Genomic DNA, 16,610 nt, shown 5'->3' with positions numbered 1-16,610 from the left:
CTTAACTCAAAGCTCAGTAAGCTCTGTAGACGCGGGCAATCTGCAGCAGTTCGGCGATCGCCCTCTCATTCTGACTTCGTTTACTGATGGTTGTAACAATGAGGGCACTGTGCGTGGCGAAGCTTAGAATTGGCTTAACGATTAACCTGTTTACACAGCGATAGCCAACAATACCATGCACAACAGCAGAACATAGACACGCGCATGCCAGACATCAGGCACCGCCGGAATACAGCGCCGGGCAAACACGATCCCGATAAAACCGGCGGCCACCAGCAGCAGTAAAATTTTCAGGCTGATAAAGCCGAGATAATCGCTGAAGGGAATCTGCTGCCAGCCGCTGATGGCGTAAGTTATCGCGCCAAAAACGGCGACCGGCAGCGAAAGCGGATTGGCCGCGCTGACACAGTCGCGCATGGCATAACCATGACGCCGCAGCAGCGGCACGGTCATTACGCTGCCTCCAACGCCGAGCATGGCGGCGATCACACCAATCACTGTGCCGCCCGCGCTGACGGTCAACCGTGACAACCTTCGCGGTGCAGTGCGGCTAAAGAAGCCTTTCCGCAGCAGGCAATCAGCGATAGTCACCATCATGTAAAGCATAAACAGCCTGCGCACCCAAATGTCGCTCATCACGCCCGCCAGCCACGATCCCATCACCGCTCCGAGCGCGATAAACCAAATTAGCGGCAACAAAGGAACATCATGCAATTTGCCAGCCCGCCAGTTTTGATAACTGGCCCAGCTGGCGTTGAAAATCATCACGGCGGTCGAGGTCGCCACCGCGATATGCATCGCCTGAGCCGCCAGTAACGGCTGCTGCGACAGCAGTTGATAGACAAACGGCACCACGACAAAACCGCCGCCAAAACCAAATAGCATCGTGGTAATTCCAGTGGCAAAACCCGCCAGCCCAATAATTAACAGCTCGTTCATCGCCTTTCTCTGCATCATGAAAAGAGTAATGCAGCTTACGCAGCGAGCTGCCCACTTCCCATTCGCGCAGCGCTCATTTACCCTTGCAAATCAGTCAATTTGCGGTGGATGTCGGGGATGCGAAATAGCCACATTGATGAATACGACCATATTGATCGTGACGTGGTGGCGCTGGGCAATGACTACGCGCAGAGATTTGTGCTGCCAGAGCATCGCCATCGCCGCGCACAATTGCTGTATGGCGCAACGGGTTTGATGCACGTCGCAACCCAAGCGGGCGAATGGGTGGTTCCGCCGCAGCATGCGGTGTGGATTCCGCCAAACACTGCGCACAGCGTTAAGTTTGTGGGTGTCTCGACGCGCAGTCTGTATATCGAGCCGGTTTGTGCGGCAGCTCTGCGTGAAAGCGATCGCTGTCGCGTCATCAGCGTCTCGCCGCTGCTGCGACAGCTATTGATTGAAGCCGTTGATTTACCGCTGTTATACGCATCCGATCGCGATCGAGCGCTGGTGCAGTTGCTGCTGCTGGAGCTAGCGGCGATGCCTGTAAGGGAATTTGATATTCCACTGCCGCAACATCCGGCGCTGTTGGCGCAATGCCAGAACTTCTTACAAGCACCAACCATTCACGACCCGGCCGATCGTTGGGCCAGCACACTGTTTATGAGTCCCAGCACCTTCCGCCGCCATTTCCTGCAGCAGACCGGTTTGTCTTTTTCCGCATGGCGACAGCGCGCCTGCGTGGTGACGGCGCTGGCGTGGCTGGTGGCGGGCAAATCCGTTAACGACGTGGCGCTCTCGCTCGGCTATGACAGCAGCTCCGCTTTCTCCACCATGTTCCGTCGCGTCACCGGTCAGGCGCCATCATTTTACATCGACCATAACTGAGCAAAGTTTCACCACTCATTTGGCGATTTCAGGCTGAAATCGGCTTTCTGAGGATACGATCTCATGCATAACACACTGAAAATAATCTAATTTCTTTTGAAACAGATACGTGTCGAAATTCAGTTGGTTAACTGCTGCTGCACCGCATCTAAAAACGCCCGCAGCGCCGCCGGTTGCCGTTCGCGTGACATGTAGAGGCCATAGATCGCCAGCGTTTTTGGCTGATAAGCCGGCAGCACGGTTTGTAGCTGTCCGTTGTCGAGGGCGTGACGCGCCTCCATTTCCGGCACCATCGCTAAACCGCAACCGGCAATCGCCGCATCACACAACACCGACGAGATACCGGCGCTGAAATTCCCATGCACTGCCGCTGAAAGGGTTTCGCCCTGCGCATCAGAAAACTGCCAGCTCTGCCCGGCGAAACGGCTGTAATGCAGGCAATTATGCTGTGCGAGATCGGCAGGCGTTTGCGGCGCACCGCGCGCTTGCAGATAGCCAGGCGAGGCGCACACCACCGAAACACATTCGCCTAAACGTCGGGCAATGGCGCCAGGTTCGGGATCGTCGGTAATCCGCACCGCCACATCAATGCGTTCGCCGATTAAACTCACCGGTTGATTGTTGATCTCCAGTTCGATACGCACCGCCGGAAAACGCGCGAGAAATGCCGGAATTATCGGGCCCAGAATATGCGTGGCGGTGGAGTGCGCGCAGGCGACGCGCAAGGTGCCGTGCGGTTCGCTATCCGCGCCCTGATCGGCAATCTCTTCAGCCAATCTCGCCAGCGCGCGCGATTTTTCGAGGATCTTCTCGCCAGCGGGCGTAATGGTCAGTTTGCGCGATGAGCGGTGCAGCAAACGTGCACCGGCCCACTTCTCCATTTCATCCAGATAGCGGCTGACCATCGGCCGCGAAATATCCAGCGCACGCGCTGCGGCACTTAAGCTGCCCAGCTCGCAAATACGGTTAAACACCGTTGCCGCCGTGACTCTGTCCATGTTGGCTCCATCTGATCGTTTTATGAAACTGATCATATCCAGTTTCGGGAATTCTACCAGCCAGCAATTTCTCTACAATAAAGCCCTCAAAGACGGCGAGGTGCCGGATAAAGGAAAATTCGATGAAAATGAAAACGTTGACGCTGGCATTGGCCTTTGCCGCCCTGCCTGCCTTCGCTGCGCCGCTCAATTTAGACGTGTATAACCCGCAGGAGAACGGCATTTTCCCGGTCTCTTCAACGCTGGTTTCTGGCCCGCACGAAGCGATACTGTTTGATGCACAGTTCAGCACCAAAGACGGCGAGAAGCTGGTGCAGATGATCAAAGTCAGCGGCAAGAAGCTGACGCAGATTGTTATTACCTCCGGCGATCCTGATTTCTATTTTGGTCTGGAACCGATTGTAAAAGCGTTCCCGCAGGTAGAAATCGTGGCAACGCCGGAGGTGGTAAAACACATCGAAGCCAGTAAAGCCGCCAAGCTGGCATATTGGGGGCCGCAGATGAAGGACGGCGCGCCAAAGCAGCTGTATGTTCCGCAGGTTACGCATGCCACGACGTTTAAAATTGATGGTGAAACGCTGGAACTGCGTCACGCCAATGATTACGCGGCTTACGTGTGGATCCCGGCCAACAAAGCGATTCTTGGGGGAACCGGCGTGGCTTCCGGCATTCACGTCTGGACCGCCGATACGCAAACACCTGCTATTCGTCAGCAGTGGCGCAATGTGCTGAGCGAGATGCAAAAGCTGCAACCTAAGCAGGTGATTCCGGGCCATTATCTCGGCGAGCGCCCGGCGGGTGATGCGGCTGTCACCTTTACCCTGAACTATCTGCAAACCTTTGAGAAAGCGCTGCAGCAGCACAAAGGTTCGGCACAGGTGATCGAGACCATGAAAGCCGCTTATCCGCATCTGCCGGAGGAGAGTTCGTTGGATTTGAGCGCCAAAGTGAATACCGGCGAGATGAAGTGGTAATTGATGTTCCAGTGAGTGAGGTCGCCATAAATGGCGTAATGCCGATCAGTTAAGCGCCGTATCAAATCACCGCACCTTCCGTAGCGGCGCGATTTATCGCGCAATGAATTGCGCCGCTACAATTTGTGCTCTCGGTAAATAGGGGTTTTCATGTCTAAACTGACGCGCATTACGCCATAAATGGCGACCGTTATTCCAACCCGCACTAAACCCAACCCCCGCAAATATCCATATTCCAGCAATCCAAAGCCATTTTAGTTAATAGGAAAAAAAGAATTCGCCTGTTAATTTCCCTGAGCCTGCATCGTTACTGATTATTCTCACAAAGGGTTATTACAATGAATTCATTACGGCTATTAGGTCGGATTTTATTATTTACACTATTGGGAATGCTTTTAATTAATTCTGCTAACGCAGAGACGCCGCAAAAAGGCGGCACGCTCACGCTGATTTTGCCAAGTGAACCTTCGGCGCTGGTGGCGCTGGCGACCGTGGCGCAGCCGGTGATTGCCGCCAGCGCCAAGGTCAACGAAGGCCTGCTCACCTACGATTACAACCTCAAGCCGCTGCCGCAGCTGGCGACTTCATGGGAGATCAGCCCGGACGGCAAACGTTATACTTTCCATCTGCGTAAAGGCGTGAAGTGGCATGACGGCCAGCCCTTTACCTCTGCCGATGTGGCGTTCTCGATTGATTTATTGAAGAAAACTCACCCGCGTGCGAAATCGACTTTTGCCAACGTCGCCAGCATCGAAACGCCGGATGAGTTAACCGCCGTGCTGGTATTAAGCCATCCTGCGCCCTATTTAATTACCGCCTTTGCTGCCGGCGAAACGCCAATTTTGCCGAAGCATATTTATGAAAACAGCGATGTTTTGAAGAATCCCAATAATAATGCGCCGATTGGCACCGGGCCTTATATTTTCGAAAAGTGGGAGCGCGGCAGCTATATCCTTTATAAGCGCAACCCGAATTACTGGGATGCACCAAAACCGTATATCGATCAATTAGTAGTGAAGTTCTCCACCGATCCCACCGTGCGCTCCCTCGCGCTGCAAACCGGCCAGGCTGATATCGGTTATCGCACGCCGGTGGCGCTCAGCGAGCTGAAGCGTTTGCAGGAAAATCCAAAGCTGGTATTTGAAACCAAAGGCAATAATTACTCCTACAGCGTGGCATCGATTCACTTCAATCTGGATGATCCGCTGTTCAAAGATCTACGCGTTCGTCAGGCGATTGCGCATGCCATCAACCGCAAAGCCTTGCTCAACGTGGTCTATTTCGGTTATGCCACGCCAACCGAAACGCCGGTCGCGCCGGGCCTGAAAGCTTTCCACAGCAGCAAACCTTCGCCGTATCAGTACGATCTGGCGGCCGCCAATAAGCTGCTGGACGAGGCGGGCTATAAGAAAGGCGATGACGGCGTGCGTCTGCGCGTCACGCTTGATTACAACACCTTTGACGATACTTTCCGTCGCAATGCCGAGTTTGTGCGTTCTGCGCTGGCGCGCATCGGTATCGCCGCCACGCTGCGTTCGCAGGACTTATCGACCTACGCCACGCGCGTCTTTACCCAGCGTGACTTCCAGTTCTCCATCGATCAGTATGCCAATCTCTACGATCCTACCGTCGGCGTGCAGCGTCTTTACTGGTCGAAGAACTACCGTCCGGGCGTGCCGTTTACCAATATTTCCCATTATCAGAATGCCGAGGTCGATCGCCTGCTCGAAGCGGCGCAAACCGAGAATGACAACAGCAAACGTCTGCAAGAATTCCAGCAGTTCCAGGATATCGTGCAGCGTGACGTGCCGGATGTGAATCTCGCCTCACCGCAGTTCATCACCATCAGCAACAAACGCGTGCACGATCACTCGCCTACCGCCGATGGCCTCGAAGGCAATTTATCCAGCGTATGGGTGGAAAAATGAGCCGCGCCGCTTATCAACCCGCCACCATTGGTATTCTGATGGTGAAAACCGCGTTTCGCCGCTATCAGGGCGATATTGGCAATCCGCAAACCTGGCCGTTCCCGGTGCGTTATCAGGTGGTGGAAGAAGCCATCCCGCAGCGCATGGGACATCTCGGCGAACATCAATTGCTGGAGCCGTTTAAACGCGCGGCGCAGATCCTTATTGATCAAGGCGTCGATGGCTTGACCACCAGCTGCGGCTACTTATCGTGGTATCAGCAGGAGCTGGCCGCGTGGTCGCCGGTGCCGATTGTCACCAGCAGCCTGTTGCAATATGTCAGCCTGCGGCAGATTTTGCCTGCCGATACACCGCCGCTGATCCTCACCTTTGATGAGAGCACGCTGAAAGCCGATTACCTGACGCGCGTCGGCATTCCCGCCGATGCGCAGATTGCCGGCATGCCGCCCGAGTCGGAATTTGTACGCTCGATTCGCGCCGGTGACAGCAGCGTCAACTGGGAAACACTCGCCGACGAAGTGCTTGCGGCGACTGCTGCCGCGCTACAGCGCTTCCCTAACAGCGGCGCGCTGCTGCTGGAGTGCACCAATCTGGCGCCGTTTAGCGCCCTGCTGCAACAGCGCTTTGGCTTGCCGGTTTACGACACGCTGACGCTGGTGAACAGTTTCCAGGCCGCGCTGCGCCCGCCGCACTGGGATCGAGGTGCGCAATGGACCCTTTGATGTCACGCAGCCACGCGGCGGAACAGAAACCTGCGTTGCCGCTGTCGCGCACCAGCAAGCGTGTGCTGTACGCGCTGCGCAGTGCGCTGATTCAGGCGGTGCCCGCCGCGCTCGGCATTGTGCTGGTGGTGTTCGTGCTGCTGCAACTGGTGCCGGGCGATGTGGTGGATGTGATGGCGAGCCAGTCGGGCAGCGCGTCGGCAGAAACCATGGCGTGGCTGCGTGCCGAATACGGCCTGGATCAGCCGGTGCTGACGCAGTTCTGGAACTATTTGTGGCATCTGGCGCACTTCAGCCTCGGCTATTCGCCGCGCTTTGGCACCGATGTCACGTCGCTGATTGTTGGGCGCTTACCCGACACGATGCTGCTGATGCTGTTGGCGCAAGCGGTGGCGCTGCTGGTCGGCATCGGGTTTGGTGTGATCATGGCGGTGTGGGCCAATAAATGGCCAGATCGCCTGTTAACGCTGGTCAATCTGCTGCTCTATTCGCTGCCGGGATTCTGGATCGGCTTGTTGGTGCTGCTGCTGTTTTCCGTGCAGCTGAACTGGCTGCCCAGCGGCGGCAATCAAACCATTGGCGCGAATTTGTCTGGCGGCGGCGCGCTGCTGGATAAACTGCGCCACGCGGTGTTGCCGGTGCTGGCGCTGAGCAGCTACTTCATCGCTATCTATGCGCGCCTGACGCGCAGCGCCCTGCTCGACGTCGCCGATCAGGATTTTATCCGCACCGCGCACGCCAAAGGCTTAGCGCCGTGGCGCATCGTGTCACGCCACATGCTGCGCTGCGCCCTAACGCCGGTAACCACCGTTGCCGGGCTCTATTTTGGCAACCTGCTCGGCGGCGCGGCGGTGATTGAAACCGTGTTCAGCTGGCCGGGATTGGGCAGCCTGGCGATGGAAGCGATCATCGCGCGCGACTTCAACGTGGTGCTGGGCATTTTGCTGCTGTCGGCCTTTATGGTGGTGATCGTTAACGTGCTGGTCGATCTGCTGCAAAGCCTGATCGATCCGCGCATGGAGGGCCGCGCATGAAAAGTTTAGCGCTACATTCCTCACCAGCGCGGCCGCGCTGGCATCGTCTGTTTCGTTCGCTGGAAGCGATAATCGGCAGCGTGCTGCTGGCCGCCGTGCTGCTGATGGCGTTGCTCGCCGACTGGCTTTTCCCCGGCGATCCGCTGGAGATGATCGCGCAGCCGTTTCTCTGGCCCGGCGATGACACGCAATTTCCGCTCGGCACCGATTCGCTCGGGCGCGACGTGGCCGCCGGGATTTTCCACGGTGCGCGCGTGTCGCTGCAAATTGGCGCGACGGCGGTGCTGGTAAGCCTGGTCATCGGCCTGCTTGCCGGTGCCAGCGCCGGCTATTTCGGTGGCAAAACCGACCGCATCGTCACGCGCATCAGCGAGCTGTTTCAAACCTTTCCGGCGTTTCTGCTGGTGGTGGTGTTAGTGGCAATCGGTCATCCCACGGTGAATTACATCGCCTGCGCCATTGGTGTAGCGAGCTGGCCGATGATTGCGCGGCTGGTACGCGCCGAATGTCGTCTGCTGCGCCATCAGGAGTTTGTGCTGGCCGCGCAAACGCTCGGTTATAGCCCGCTGCGGATTCTGCTGCGTGAGCTGCTGCCCAATTTGCTGCCGACGCTGATCGTTACGCTGTCGGTGATGATGGCGAGCGCCATTCTCACTGAATCCTCGCTGGGTTTTCTCGGCTTCAGCGATCCCAATCACATCAGTTGGGGCGGCATGATTGGCGATGGCCGACAATCGCTGCAAAACGCCTGGTTTCTCGCGGTGCTGCCCGGCAGCGCGCTGGCCGCCACCATTCTGGCGTTGAATCTGCTGGGCGATGCGCTGAATGACTGGCTCAATCCCCGCCGCAAAGGAGCTGCATGATGAGTGCGATTCTCGAGTTCCGTCACTTTAGTGCGCGTTTCGGCGATCGCCATGCGGTGCAGGATCTGAATCTCAGCTTGCAGCCGGGCGAAATGCTGGCGCTGGTGGGCGAATCCGGCAGCGGTAAATCGATCACCGCGCTGGCCGCGCTGCGCTTGACGCCTTCAGCCGCCACGCTCGCCGGAGAAATCCGTTATCAGGGTCTGGATTTACTGGCGCAGCCGGAAGCGACGCTGCGCCGTTTGCGCGGCAAATCCATCGCCATGATCTTTCAGGATCCGATGACGTCACTCAATCCGGTGCTTACTGTCGGCCAGCAACTTGCCGAAACCGTGCAGCTGCATCTTGGGCTGCGTGCGCGGGAAGCACGTCAGCGCGCGATTGCCTTGCTGGAACAGGTGAATATTCCCCACGCGCAGCAACGTATTGATGATTATCCGCACCATTTTTCCGGCGGGCAGCGCCAGCGCATCATGATTGCCATGGCGATTGCCTGCGAGCCGCAGCTGCTGATTGCCGATGAACCGACCACCGCGCTGGATGCCACGGTGCAAAAACAGATCCTCGAACTGCTGGATCGCCTGCGCCATCAACTCGGCATGAGCGTGCTGTTTATCACCCACGATTTAGGGCTGGTGGAGCAATACGCCGATCGCGTCGCGGTGCTGTATCGCGGAATCAAAGTCGAGGAGAGCAGCAAAGCCGCGCTGTTCGCTCAGCCGCAGCATCCTTATACGCGTGGTTTACTGGCCGCCTCGCTACACGCTGGCGAAACGCCGCATTATCGCCAGCGACGCTTGACGGAGATCGTGCATCAGCCGGATGGACCGCCGCGCCTGATGACGCCGGAGGCGTTAGCGCTGCCGGAGATTGATGCGCAATCTGCCCCGCTGCTGTCGCTGGATCAGCTGCATTTTCGTTATCCCGCGATGCCGCCGCGCAGCGCCTCGGTACGCGATGTGTCGCTGCATATCCAGCAAGGGGAAACGCTTGGATTGGTGGGCGAATCGGGCTGCGGCAAATCCACGCTATCGCGCCTGATCCTCGGCCTGCTGAAACCCGACAGCGGCGAGATTCAGTTTGCCGGGCAGCGCATCGACCACCTGCGCAACGGCCAGCGCGCCTTGCTGCGTCCGCGTATCCAGATGATTTTTCAGGATCCGTTTTCGTCGCTTAATCCACGTCACTCGGTGGAGGAGATTTTGCGCACGCCGCTGCGTGTGCACGGGCGCGGATCGCGCGCTGAGCAGCAGCGCGCGGTGCGTGACATCCTTGATCAGGTGGGTTTGCCGGAGCATGCGCTGCAACGTTATCCGCACGAGTTTTCCGGCGGCCAACGCCAGCGTATCGGCATTGCGCGCGCGCTGATTCTCGATCCTGATTTGCTGATTTGTGATGAGCCGGTATCGGCGCTGGATGTGTCGGTGCAGGCGCAGATCCTCAATTTGCTGGTGAGCCTGAAGCAGCAGCGCAATCTTTCGCTGCTGTTTATCTCGCACGATCTGGCGGTGGTGCGTTACATCGCCGACCGCGTGATGGTGATGTATCAGGGCGAGATGGTGGAGCAAGGCGATCATCAGCAGATTTGGCAGCGCCCGGTGCATGCGTATACCCAACAGTTGCTGGCGTCGGTGCGTAAGCCTGCGGTTCAGTCGCTGATGACGGGAACGGGTTAACTTTGCGGTCACTATAAATGGCGACCATCATCCCAGAAGGAAATCCAGCAAATACAAAGCACGTTTGATTTGATAGGATTTTGGCCCGAATTTGCGAAATAAGGTGGCGGGTCATGCCCCAAAAGAAGGCGACGCTGATTGGTTTGATGGCCATTCTGCTGTGGAGCGCGATTGTAGGACTGATTAAAAATGTCAGCGAAGGATTCGGCCCGGTAGGCGGTGCGGCACTGATCTACAGCGCCAGTGCGGTTTTGCTGATTTTCACCGTAGGCTTGCCAAAGTTGCGCACTTTTCCGCGCAGCTATTTGATTATCGGCAGCGTGCTGTTCGTCTGTTATGAACTCTGCCTGTCACTCTCATTAGGCTTTACCCACAGCGGACGCCAGGCAATTGAAGTCGGCATGGTCAATTATCTGTGGCCAAGTTTGACAATCGTTTTAGCGGTGATAGTGAATCGACAAAAAACCCATCCGCTGATTGTTCCGGGTTTGTTGCTGGCGGTTGCCGGCATTTGTCGCGTGTTGGGCGGCGACCAGGGTTTTTCATTCAGCGAAATCGCCCATAACGTGATGGATAATCCGTTGAGTTACGGCTTGGCGCTGAGCGGCGCGGTTATCTGGGCGGTGTATTGTGTGGTAACCAAAAAAATTGCTAACGGCAGCAATGGTATAACGCTGTTCTTTATCCTGACTGCGCTGACGTTGTGGCTGAAGTTTTTGCTCTCGCCGCAGCCGCCGTTTGTGCTATCCGCTGAGGTTTGCATCAGTCTGGCGCTTGCTGCGATGGCGATGGGCTTTGGCTATGCCGCATGGAATGTCGGCATACTGCATGGCAACGTGACCCTTTTGGCCGCTGCGTCCTACTTCATTCCGATCATCTCTTCGATTCTCGCCGCCTTTATTCTGCGCTCACATTTGAACGTCGCCTTCTGGCAAGGCACCGCGATGGTCAGCCTGGGATCACTGATGTGCTGGTGGTCAACGCGGGTGCAGCAAGCATAATGCTTATCCTTAGAACAAAATTAACTCGTTGATCCTTTCCTGCACAGATGGCGATCTGTTGCTATTATAGCGACGCAACACACAGCAATGCGTTGCTACGAGAATTTCAGATTGGTAACCTTTACTTGGCCCGCGTTTAGCGGGCTTTTTTTTGCCGGTTATAAATAACGCGGCTTTTCGGTGCGTAAGCCGAGGCCAATCAAGCGGCCAAACAGATGGCGCAGGAACGGAAAGCGGCTGATGATCTGCGGCACTTTGCTTGGTGTGCTGCGTTTGCGCTTGTTGCTGCTCATTTTGATTTGCAGGAATTGGGTGGCGACGGTTGGGAACTGGCGGCGCTGCTGCACTTTTTGCAGATCGTGCAAGGCTACATTGCCCTGCTGCAGCGGTTTGGTCAGCATATTGGCTGCGGCCACCGCATCCTGAATCGCCAGGTTAACCCCCACGCCGCCAATCGGCGACATGGCATGCGCAGCATCGCCGATACAAAGTACGCCAGGTTTCATCCAGCGATCGAGGCGGTCAATGCGAATCGACAACAGCTTAAGTTTGTCCCACTCATCGACTTCCACCATGCGCTCTGCACTGAACGGAGCCACCTGCGCCATGGTGCTTTTCAGCGCATCCAATCCCGCCAGTTTTAACTCGTCTAACTGATTTTTCTGAATGGTGTAGCCGCACTGCCAGTAATCACCACGATCGATAACGATAAAGTTTTGCTTCGGACCTTTATGACCCATGCCGAGTTGTGGATCGTCGGGATGTTTCTCCAGCCGGAACCATAATACATCGCGTGGCGCACCGAAGCTTTTTCCGGTTAATCCGGCTTTGGCTTTGACCTGCGAATTGCGGCCATCCGCACCTATCACTAAAGCGGTGCGAATGATGTGAGGCTCGTTACCCTGTAACGTTTTTACGCCACTGATTACGCCATTTTCATAAATAAAGTCATTAAATTCGGTGGATTGCAGCAGGGTAAATCCCGGAAATTCAGCGGCTTTTTTAGCGATAAAATTGAGGAAATCCCACTGCGGCATAAAGGCGATAAAGCGGCACTCAACCGGTAGACGTGAGAAATCGGCCATGGTGATCTCTTCACCCGCCACTTCCGCCTGCAGCTTCTCCGCGCGCTGGTGCGGCAAGGTGAGCAGCTCATCGAGCAATCCCAGCTGGCGCATGATCTCCAGCGTTGAGGGATGAATGGTGTCGCCACGAAAATCGCGCAGGAAGTCGGGGTGTTTTTCAATAACCACGGCGCGTAAGCCCGCGCGCGCCAGTAAATAGCCCAGCATTAATCCCGCCGGGCCGCCGCCAACGATACAACAATCCGCGCTTATCGCGTTTTCCTGTGCTGCCTGCATCCTCTGCCTCACGCCAAAAATGATAATCGTTATCATTTATAGCATAACCTGGCGTTAATGTGATGAAACGAACGTCGAGGCCTGATGCGCCGGCGGCACGGCAAAGTTGCGCTGCATGCGTTTGATCTCTTCGGCCGGCGGTAAACCGAACAGACGTTTGAATTCACGATTAAACTGCGAGGCGCTTTCATAGCCCACCGCGTGACAGGCCGCAGCCGCCGTCATTTCCTGACGTACCATCAACATGCGCGCCTGATGCAATCGCACCGACTTCACATACTGCATCGGCGGCTGATTGGTGATGCTTTTGAAATGGGTGTGAAAAGTGGGCACGCTCATGCCCGCCAGCGACGCGAGTTGTCCCAGCGTTAGCGGCTGCGCATAGTGCGCGTGAATGTGGCTCAGCGCTTTGCCCACTTTGCCAAATTGGCCTTGCAAGGTTAACGCCGCTCGCAGCGCGCTGCCCTGCGCACCGGTCAGCACGCGATAATAGAGTTCACGCACCAGCGCTGGACCCAGCATCTTCGCATCCAGCGGATGATTTAGCGTTGTGAGAAAGCGCAACACCGTCTCGCGCAACGTCTGATCCATGGGGCTCGACATCATGCTCTGCGCCGCCTGGCTCTCAAACGCCACATCTTGCTGCTCCAGCTGCAACAGCAATTCTGTCGCCACGCTAAAATCGAGATGCAGGTAAATCGCCAGCAGCGGATGTTCCGCCGATGCCGCGCTTTCCATGGTAAAAGGCACCGGCACCGCAACCGCCAGATAGTGCTGCTCATCGTAGAGATAAACCTGATCGCCAAAGAAGCCGCGTTTCGATCCCTGACAAACAATCACGATGCCCGGATCGTACAGCACCGGCGTACGCGCCAGCGGCCGATCGGAACGCAGGATGCGCACGTCCGGCAGCGCGGTGAGGTTGTAACCTTCCTGCGGCGCTAACGTTTTAAGCAGTTGTACGGTTTGCTGCTGGAGCGTTTCTTTCATCGGATAACATCACCTTCATAATATTAGGCAAGAATTAAACAAGATAAGGCCTTATGGCCGTTTCAGCGCCAGAATATTATGCATCCTCTACTTTTTGAGGAGAAACCGCAAATGTCCAACGTTAAAACATTATTCATCACTGGCGTCAGCAGCGGATTTGGCCGCGCGCTGGCACAGGTTGCGTTAAATCGTGGCTATCGCGTAGTCGGTACGGTGCGCAATGCTGCGGCAAAAGCCGAGTTTGAAAATTTGCATGCGGAAAATGCCTTCGCCTATAAATTGGATGTCACCCATTTCGCCGCCATTGAGGCGTTAATTGCCGATGTTGAAACCCACGTTGGCCCAATTGATGTGTTGGTGAACAACGCCGGTTACGGTCACGAAGGCGTGATGGAGGAATCATCACTGGACGAGATGCGTCGTCAGTTTGACGTCAACGTGTTTGGCGCTGTGGCGATGATTAAAGCGCTGCTGCCCTTTATGCGCCAGCGCCGTCAGGGCCACATTCTCAACATCACCTCGATGGGCGGTTTTATCACCCTGCCTGGCATCAGCTATTACTGCGGCAGCAAGTTTGCGCTGGAAGGGATTTCGGAAACCCTGAGCAAAGAGCTGGCGCCGTTCAATATTCATGTGACCGCCGTCGCACCCGGATCGTTTCGCACCGATTGGGCCGGGCGTTCGATGGTGCGCAGCGCACGCAGCATCGCCGATTATGATGCGCTGTTCGATCCGATTCGGCAGGCGCGTGAAGAGAAGAGTGGCAAACAGTTGGGCGATCCGTTTAAAGCCGCCAGCGCGATGCTCGATGTGATCGAAAGCAGCAATCCACCGGCGCATCTGTTGCTGGGCAGCGATGCTTTGGCATTGGTGCGGCAGAAGATGGAATCATTTAGCGCGGAGATTGATCGCTGGGAAGCACTGACGCGATCGACGGATGGCTGATGGAATAATTGCGGTGATATTCAGGTGCGCATGAATGCGCACCCTATAAAATCTCGCCACGCTGACATTCATGGCGACCGATTTACCCTCAACTGACAGGCATTATTGCAGCACTTCCAACCCCTTTCGCTCGATAAGATTGAGCAATCGCAGTGCTGCTCCGTTAGGTTTTTTCTCTTCTCGTTCCCACTTCACTACCGTCCCCACTGACATGCCGACGTAGGCGGCCAGCATCGCCTGGCTCAGATTATAACGTTGACGTAACTGATTTATTTCATCTCCCGACATCATGTGCAGGACAGGTAGCGAAGCGCGCAATTCACGCAATCTCACACGAGAATCAATTTTTTCTTTTAGCTCATCGGTGACCACGCCAATTTCATTAAAATCCTTGGCGATCTCTTGTAAATCTTTCAGATGATTAACCATCACATTTTACCTCACGCATCTTGCCAGTTTTGATGGCTACTTTTGCTTGTTCTGATGACATTTCAAACAGTTGTTTGGCCACTTCCTTGTAGAGAGCGAGATCAGATTCAGATATCTCTCGACCACTACTTTTGAATGCGGATTTAGCATAGCCGTTGACGAAAAAAAGATGTTTTTCAGTTTTAAAGGCTACAACCGCCCGGGCCCCGCCACTTTTTCCAGCAACTAAAGGAATGCGCTTCTTGTAAACTCCCCCGCCGAAACTGGCTTCATAAATCCCTGCCATGACTTCCAGCGCCGCTTTGCATAATTTTGCACTATCGATAGCGTCACCTTTGGTGTTTCTATCGAATGGCTTTAAGACATAAATTGCCATGTGTTCCCTCCGTTCTTAATGAGGACTCTCCTTGTCCTGGCATGAAAACCTATTGTACTAAGTGCAATACATATACTCAAGAACAGCCTTCATCACTAAGCATTGTATGAAATACACTCAGCCTCCCTGACCTGTTCCTTAAGTGATTGTTAACAATAAATTAGCACTTTTGGCCAAATGACTAGGCAACTGATTCGCCATATTCCTGTACATATTAATTAAACTTGTATAAGTTTGATGGCTAAAGTTATACGTCAACCTTGAGGATGGAACCATGCGTCAGGATCGTAACTTTTCCACAGCGTCGGAAGCTATTGCACGCTACTTCAAAGAAGCCTCTTTGCCTTCGCAGCAGGAAACGCTGGGGCAGATTGTGGTTGAAATCTTACGTTCAGGACGGACGTTAAGCCGTAAAACACTATGCACCAAGCTGCTGTGCCGTATGGAGCAAGCACGCGGTACTGAAGCGGAAATTCACTATCAGCAATTAATCGGCCTGATGTTTTCCGTAGAACGAGAAGCCTAAATCAGGCGCAGCTGGCCTGAGAATTAACCAAGTGGTTTCCGCCTCATTCAGCTACTGGTTAGACTGAATCCACTTCGTTATTTGCCGCAGGTCTGCCGCGGTAATCAGAGAGAATATATGTACAGAAGTGATGAAGAACGGCTCACCGACATCATCATGGGCGATGCGATTTTACAGTTGCTGAAAAAATCCGGCCCGGTTTCTACTCGCGCGCTGCTTGATAAATTGCGCGTGATGGCTTCGATTGAACGCGATCCGCCGCGCCAGCAAGCGCTGAGCCGTGCGATGTCGGAAGTGATGAATCATATCGAAACCCCGCAGCAGAGCGGAATAGCGATCAAAAACACCGATAACGTGACGCATATTTTCCGCAATCGTGACGGTTCAGGTAATGGAACCAAGCACTAAACGTTGGGCGAATGCTGGTTGATCCGCGTTCGCCCTTTTGTTTTTCAATGTAAACACATTACGCCTGTTTTCTTCGCGCGCCACCCTGGACCGGAAGGATCGCCTTTCGCCGAGAGCAGCCTGCTGACTCAGCTTATTCCTGAAATGCAGATGGATGCATTGCAAGATCGGATATTGGTGAAGCGTTATCCTAATAAACTTACACCAACTCAATACCAAAACGCTTGAGCAGCGTGGCCCAAAGCAGAAATAGCAAGATGGTGAGCACGCAACTCGCGATCAACGTCGGCCAGAATCCGAGGCGTTGATAGAGAAATGGAAAGGCGACAAACATCGGCAAGGTCGGCACCACATACCAGAAGGTGTACCACGCGTGACTGGCAATTTTGGCCTGACTTTGGCCTTCCAGCTTCATCCAGATCAGCACCAGCACCGTCACCAAAGGCAGTGCGGCAATCAGCCCGCCAAGGCGATCGCTACGCTTAGCCACTTCAGATATCAGCACCACCATGCCAGCGGTTATGGCGTATTTGGCGATGAGCCAGAGCATCC

Annotated in this window: 18 protein-coding genes; 11 read left to right on the top strand and 7 right to left on the bottom strand. The window is 55.2% G+C overall.

Annotated elements, in window-relative coordinates; all coding sequences use genetic code 11:
* Positions 1-150 precede the first annotated feature (150 nt).
* Positions 151-939: a sulfite exporter TauE/SafE family protein gene (locus K5Y33_RS10605; protein ID WP_222233892.1), complete on the bottom strand. Its 789-nt coding sequence runs from the start codon at positions 937-939 to the stop codon at positions 151-153.
* 117 nt (positions 940-1,056) lie between these two features.
* Between K5Y33_RS10605 and K5Y33_RS10600 the strand changes: the two genes are divergently transcribed.
* On the top strand, positions 1,057-1,827 hold the full coding sequence (locus tag K5Y33_RS10600; RefSeq protein ID WP_217548343.1) for a helix-turn-helix transcriptional regulator: 771 nt from the start codon (positions 1,057-1,059) through the stop codon (positions 1,825-1,827).
* Positions 1,828-1,946: 119 nt separating this feature from the next.
* On the opposite strand, the gene K5Y33_RS10595 is transcribed toward K5Y33_RS10600, so the two are convergent.
* Positions 1,947-2,825: a LysR family transcriptional regulator gene (locus K5Y33_RS10595; protein WP_222233891.1), complete on the bottom strand. Its 879-nt coding sequence runs from the start codon at positions 2,823-2,825 to the stop codon at positions 1,947-1,949.
* 122 nt (positions 2,826-2,947) lie between these two features.
* Here K5Y33_RS10595 and K5Y33_RS10590 point away from each other — a divergent pair, with 122 nt between their 5' ends.
* The 7 genes from K5Y33_RS10590 to yddG all read left to right on the top strand — a co-directional run bounded on the left by K5Y33_RS10590 (position 2,948) and on the right by yddG (position 11,023).
* Positions 2,948-3,799 carry a Vmh family MBL fold metallo-hydrolase gene (locus K5Y33_RS10590; protein ID WP_222233890.1) on the top strand — a complete coding sequence of 284 codons (852 nt, stop codon included), beginning with the start codon at positions 2,948-2,950 and terminating at the stop codon, positions 3,797-3,799.
* Between the two features lie 389 nt (positions 3,800-4,188).
* Positions 4,189-5,727, top strand: a complete 1,539-nt coding sequence (locus K5Y33_RS10585) for an ABC transporter substrate-binding protein (protein ID WP_255610292.1) — start codon at positions 4,189-4,191, stop codon at positions 5,725-5,727.
* Positions 5,724-6,449, top strand: a complete 726-nt coding sequence (locus tag K5Y33_RS10580; RefSeq protein WP_222233888.1) for an aspartate/glutamate racemase family protein — start codon at positions 5,724-5,726, stop codon at positions 6,447-6,449. The genes K5Y33_RS10585 and K5Y33_RS10580 overlap by 4 nt, the downstream gene beginning before the upstream one ends.
* A complete protein-coding gene (locus tag K5Y33_RS10575) occupies positions 6,449-7,483 on the top strand; it encodes an ABC transporter permease (protein ID WP_255610291.1) in 1,035 nt (344 codons plus the stop codon). The genes K5Y33_RS10580 and K5Y33_RS10575 overlap by 1 nt, the downstream gene beginning before the upstream one ends.
* Positions 7,480-8,346 carry an ABC transporter permease gene (locus K5Y33_RS10570; protein WP_222233887.1) on the top strand — a complete coding sequence of 289 codons (867 nt, stop codon included), beginning with the start codon at positions 7,480-7,482 and terminating at the stop codon, positions 8,344-8,346. Before K5Y33_RS10575 ends, K5Y33_RS10570 begins: the two co-directional genes overlap by 4 nt.
* On the top strand, positions 8,346-10,022 hold the full coding sequence (locus tag K5Y33_RS10565; protein WP_222234323.1) for an ABC transporter ATP-binding protein: 1,677 nt from the start codon (positions 8,346-8,348) through the stop codon (positions 10,020-10,022). Before K5Y33_RS10570 ends, K5Y33_RS10565 begins: the two co-directional genes overlap by 1 nt.
* A 113-nt stretch (positions 10,023-10,135) precedes the next feature.
* Positions 10,136-11,023, top strand: coding sequence for an aromatic amino acid DMT transporter YddG (gene yddG / locus K5Y33_RS10560; RefSeq protein ID WP_222233886.1), 888 nt, complete (start codon positions 10,136-10,138; stop codon positions 11,021-11,023).
* Between the two features lie 158 nt (positions 11,024-11,181).
* On the opposite strand, the gene K5Y33_RS10555 is transcribed toward yddG, so the two are convergent.
* A complete protein-coding gene (locus tag K5Y33_RS10555) occupies positions 11,182-12,384 on the bottom strand; it encodes an FAD-dependent oxidoreductase (protein ID WP_222233885.1) in 1,203 nt (400 codons plus the stop codon).
* Between the two features lie 54 nt (positions 12,385-12,438).
* Positions 12,439-13,374 carry an AraC family transcriptional regulator gene (locus K5Y33_RS10550; protein ID WP_222233884.1) on the bottom strand — a complete coding sequence of 312 codons (936 nt, stop codon included), beginning with the start codon at positions 13,372-13,374 and terminating at the stop codon, positions 12,439-12,441.
* Between the two features lie 111 nt (positions 13,375-13,485).
* Here K5Y33_RS10550 and K5Y33_RS10545 point away from each other — a divergent pair, with 111 nt between their 5' ends.
* Positions 13,486-14,319, top strand: a complete 834-nt coding sequence (locus K5Y33_RS10545; RefSeq protein WP_222233883.1) for an oxidoreductase — start codon at positions 13,486-13,488, stop codon at positions 14,317-14,319.
* Between the two features lie 102 nt (positions 14,320-14,421).
* Here the strand turns inward: K5Y33_RS10545 and K5Y33_RS10540 are convergent, their stop codons facing one another.
* Positions 14,422-14,748 (bottom strand): DNA-binding transcriptional regulator, encoded by a 327-nt coding sequence (locus tag K5Y33_RS10540; protein WP_101761582.1) that lies wholly within the window; start codon positions 14,746-14,748, stop codon positions 14,422-14,424.
* Positions 14,741-15,124, bottom strand: a complete 384-nt coding sequence (locus K5Y33_RS10535; protein ID WP_222233882.1) for a type II toxin-antitoxin system RelE/ParE family toxin — start codon at positions 15,122-15,124, stop codon at positions 14,741-14,743. The genes K5Y33_RS10540 and K5Y33_RS10535 overlap by 8 nt, the downstream gene beginning before the upstream one ends.
* Positions 15,125-15,398: 274 nt before the next feature.
* On the opposite strand from K5Y33_RS10535, the gene ycgZ reads away from it, so the two are divergent.
* Both ycgZ and K5Y33_RS10525 read left to right on the top strand, forming a co-directional pair.
* The gene (gene ycgZ, locus K5Y33_RS10530; protein WP_110866812.1) at positions 15,399-15,650 is read left to right on the top strand and encodes a regulatory protein YcgZ; all 252 of its coding nucleotides are present in this window, start codon (positions 15,399-15,401) and stop codon (positions 15,648-15,650) included.
* Positions 15,651-15,767: 117 nt separating this feature from the next.
* Complete coding sequence (locus K5Y33_RS10525) at positions 15,768-16,058, top strand: hypothetical protein (protein WP_101761585.1); 291 nt, start codon at positions 15,768-15,770, stop codon at positions 16,056-16,058.
* Between the two features lie 199 nt (positions 16,059-16,257).
* On the opposite strand, the gene K5Y33_RS10520 is transcribed toward K5Y33_RS10525, so the two are convergent.
* Complete coding sequence (locus tag K5Y33_RS10520) at positions 16,258-16,608, bottom strand: DUF3147 family protein (RefSeq protein ID WP_222233881.1); 351 nt, start codon at positions 16,606-16,608, stop codon at positions 16,258-16,260.
* Between the last annotated feature and the right edge of the window lie 2 nt (positions 16,609-16,610).

The organism is Pantoea sp. DY-17, from assembly GCF_019795975.1.
GTDB lineage: Bacteria > Pseudomonadota > Gammaproteobacteria > Enterobacterales > Enterobacteriaceae > Pantoea > Pantoea leporis.
Note: the sequence above shows the minus strand (reverse complement) of the source record. Positions and strands in the feature narration are given on the sequence as shown.

What these genes read in the sequence shown, in the direction of transcription:
- K5Y33_RS10605 (WP_222233892.1), bottom strand. Translation starts at nt 939, where the DNA reads ATGAACGAGCTGTTAATTATTGGGCTGGCGGGTTTTGCCACTGGAATT.
- K5Y33_RS10600 (WP_217548343.1), top strand. Translation starts at nt 1,057, where the DNA reads ATGCGAAATAGCCACATTGATGAATACGACCATATTGATCGTGACGTG.
- K5Y33_RS10595 (WP_222233891.1), bottom strand. Translation starts at nt 2,825, where the DNA reads ATGGACAGAGTCACGGCGGCAACGGTGTTTAACCGTATTTGCGAGCTG.
- K5Y33_RS10590 (WP_222233890.1), top strand. Translation starts at nt 2,948, where the DNA reads ATGAAAATGAAAACGTTGACGCTGGCATTGGCCTTTGCCGCCCTGCCT.
- K5Y33_RS10585 (WP_255610292.1), top strand. Translation starts at nt 4,189, where the DNA reads ATGCTTTTAATTAATTCTGCTAACGCAGAGACGCCGCAAAAAGGCGGC.
- K5Y33_RS10580 (WP_222233888.1), top strand. Translation starts at nt 5,724, where the DNA reads ATGAGCCGCGCCGCTTATCAACCCGCCACCATTGGTATTCTGATGGTG.
- K5Y33_RS10575 (WP_255610291.1), top strand. Translation starts at nt 6,449, where the DNA reads ATGTCACGCAGCCACGCGGCGGAACAGAAACCTGCGTTGCCGCTGTCG.
- K5Y33_RS10570 (WP_222233887.1), top strand. Translation starts at nt 7,480, where the DNA reads ATGAAAAGTTTAGCGCTACATTCCTCACCAGCGCGGCCGCGCTGGCAT.
- K5Y33_RS10565 (WP_222234323.1), top strand. Translation starts at nt 8,346, where the DNA reads ATGAGTGCGATTCTCGAGTTCCGTCACTTTAGTGCGCGTTTCGGCGAT.
- yddG (WP_222233886.1), top strand. Translation starts at nt 10,136, where the DNA reads ATGCCCCAAAAGAAGGCGACGCTGATTGGTTTGATGGCCATTCTGCTG.
- K5Y33_RS10555 (WP_222233885.1), bottom strand. Translation starts at nt 12,384, where the DNA reads ATGCAGGCAGCACAGGAAAACGCGATAAGCGCGGATTGTTGTATCGTT.
- K5Y33_RS10550 (WP_222233884.1), bottom strand. Translation starts at nt 13,374, where the DNA reads ATGAAAGAAACGCTCCAGCAGCAAACCGTACAACTGCTTAAAACGTTA.
- K5Y33_RS10545 (WP_222233883.1), top strand. Translation starts at nt 13,486, where the DNA reads ATGTCCAACGTTAAAACATTATTCATCACTGGCGTCAGCAGCGGATTT.
- K5Y33_RS10540 (WP_101761582.1), bottom strand. Translation starts at nt 14,748, where the DNA reads ATGGTTAATCATCTGAAAGATTTACAAGAGATCGCCAAGGATTTTAAT.
- K5Y33_RS10535 (WP_222233882.1), bottom strand. Translation starts at nt 15,124, where the DNA reads ATGGCAATTTATGTCTTAAAGCCATTCGATAGAAACACCAAAGGTGAC.
- ycgZ (WP_110866812.1), top strand. Translation starts at nt 15,399, where the DNA reads ATGCGTCAGGATCGTAACTTTTCCACAGCGTCGGAAGCTATTGCACGC.
- K5Y33_RS10525 (WP_101761585.1), top strand. Translation starts at nt 15,768, where the DNA reads ATGTACAGAAGTGATGAAGAACGGCTCACCGACATCATCATGGGCGAT.
- K5Y33_RS10520 (WP_222233881.1), bottom strand. Translation starts at nt 16,608, where the DNA reads ATGCTCTGGCTCATCGCCAAATACGCCATAACCGCTGGCATGGTGGTG.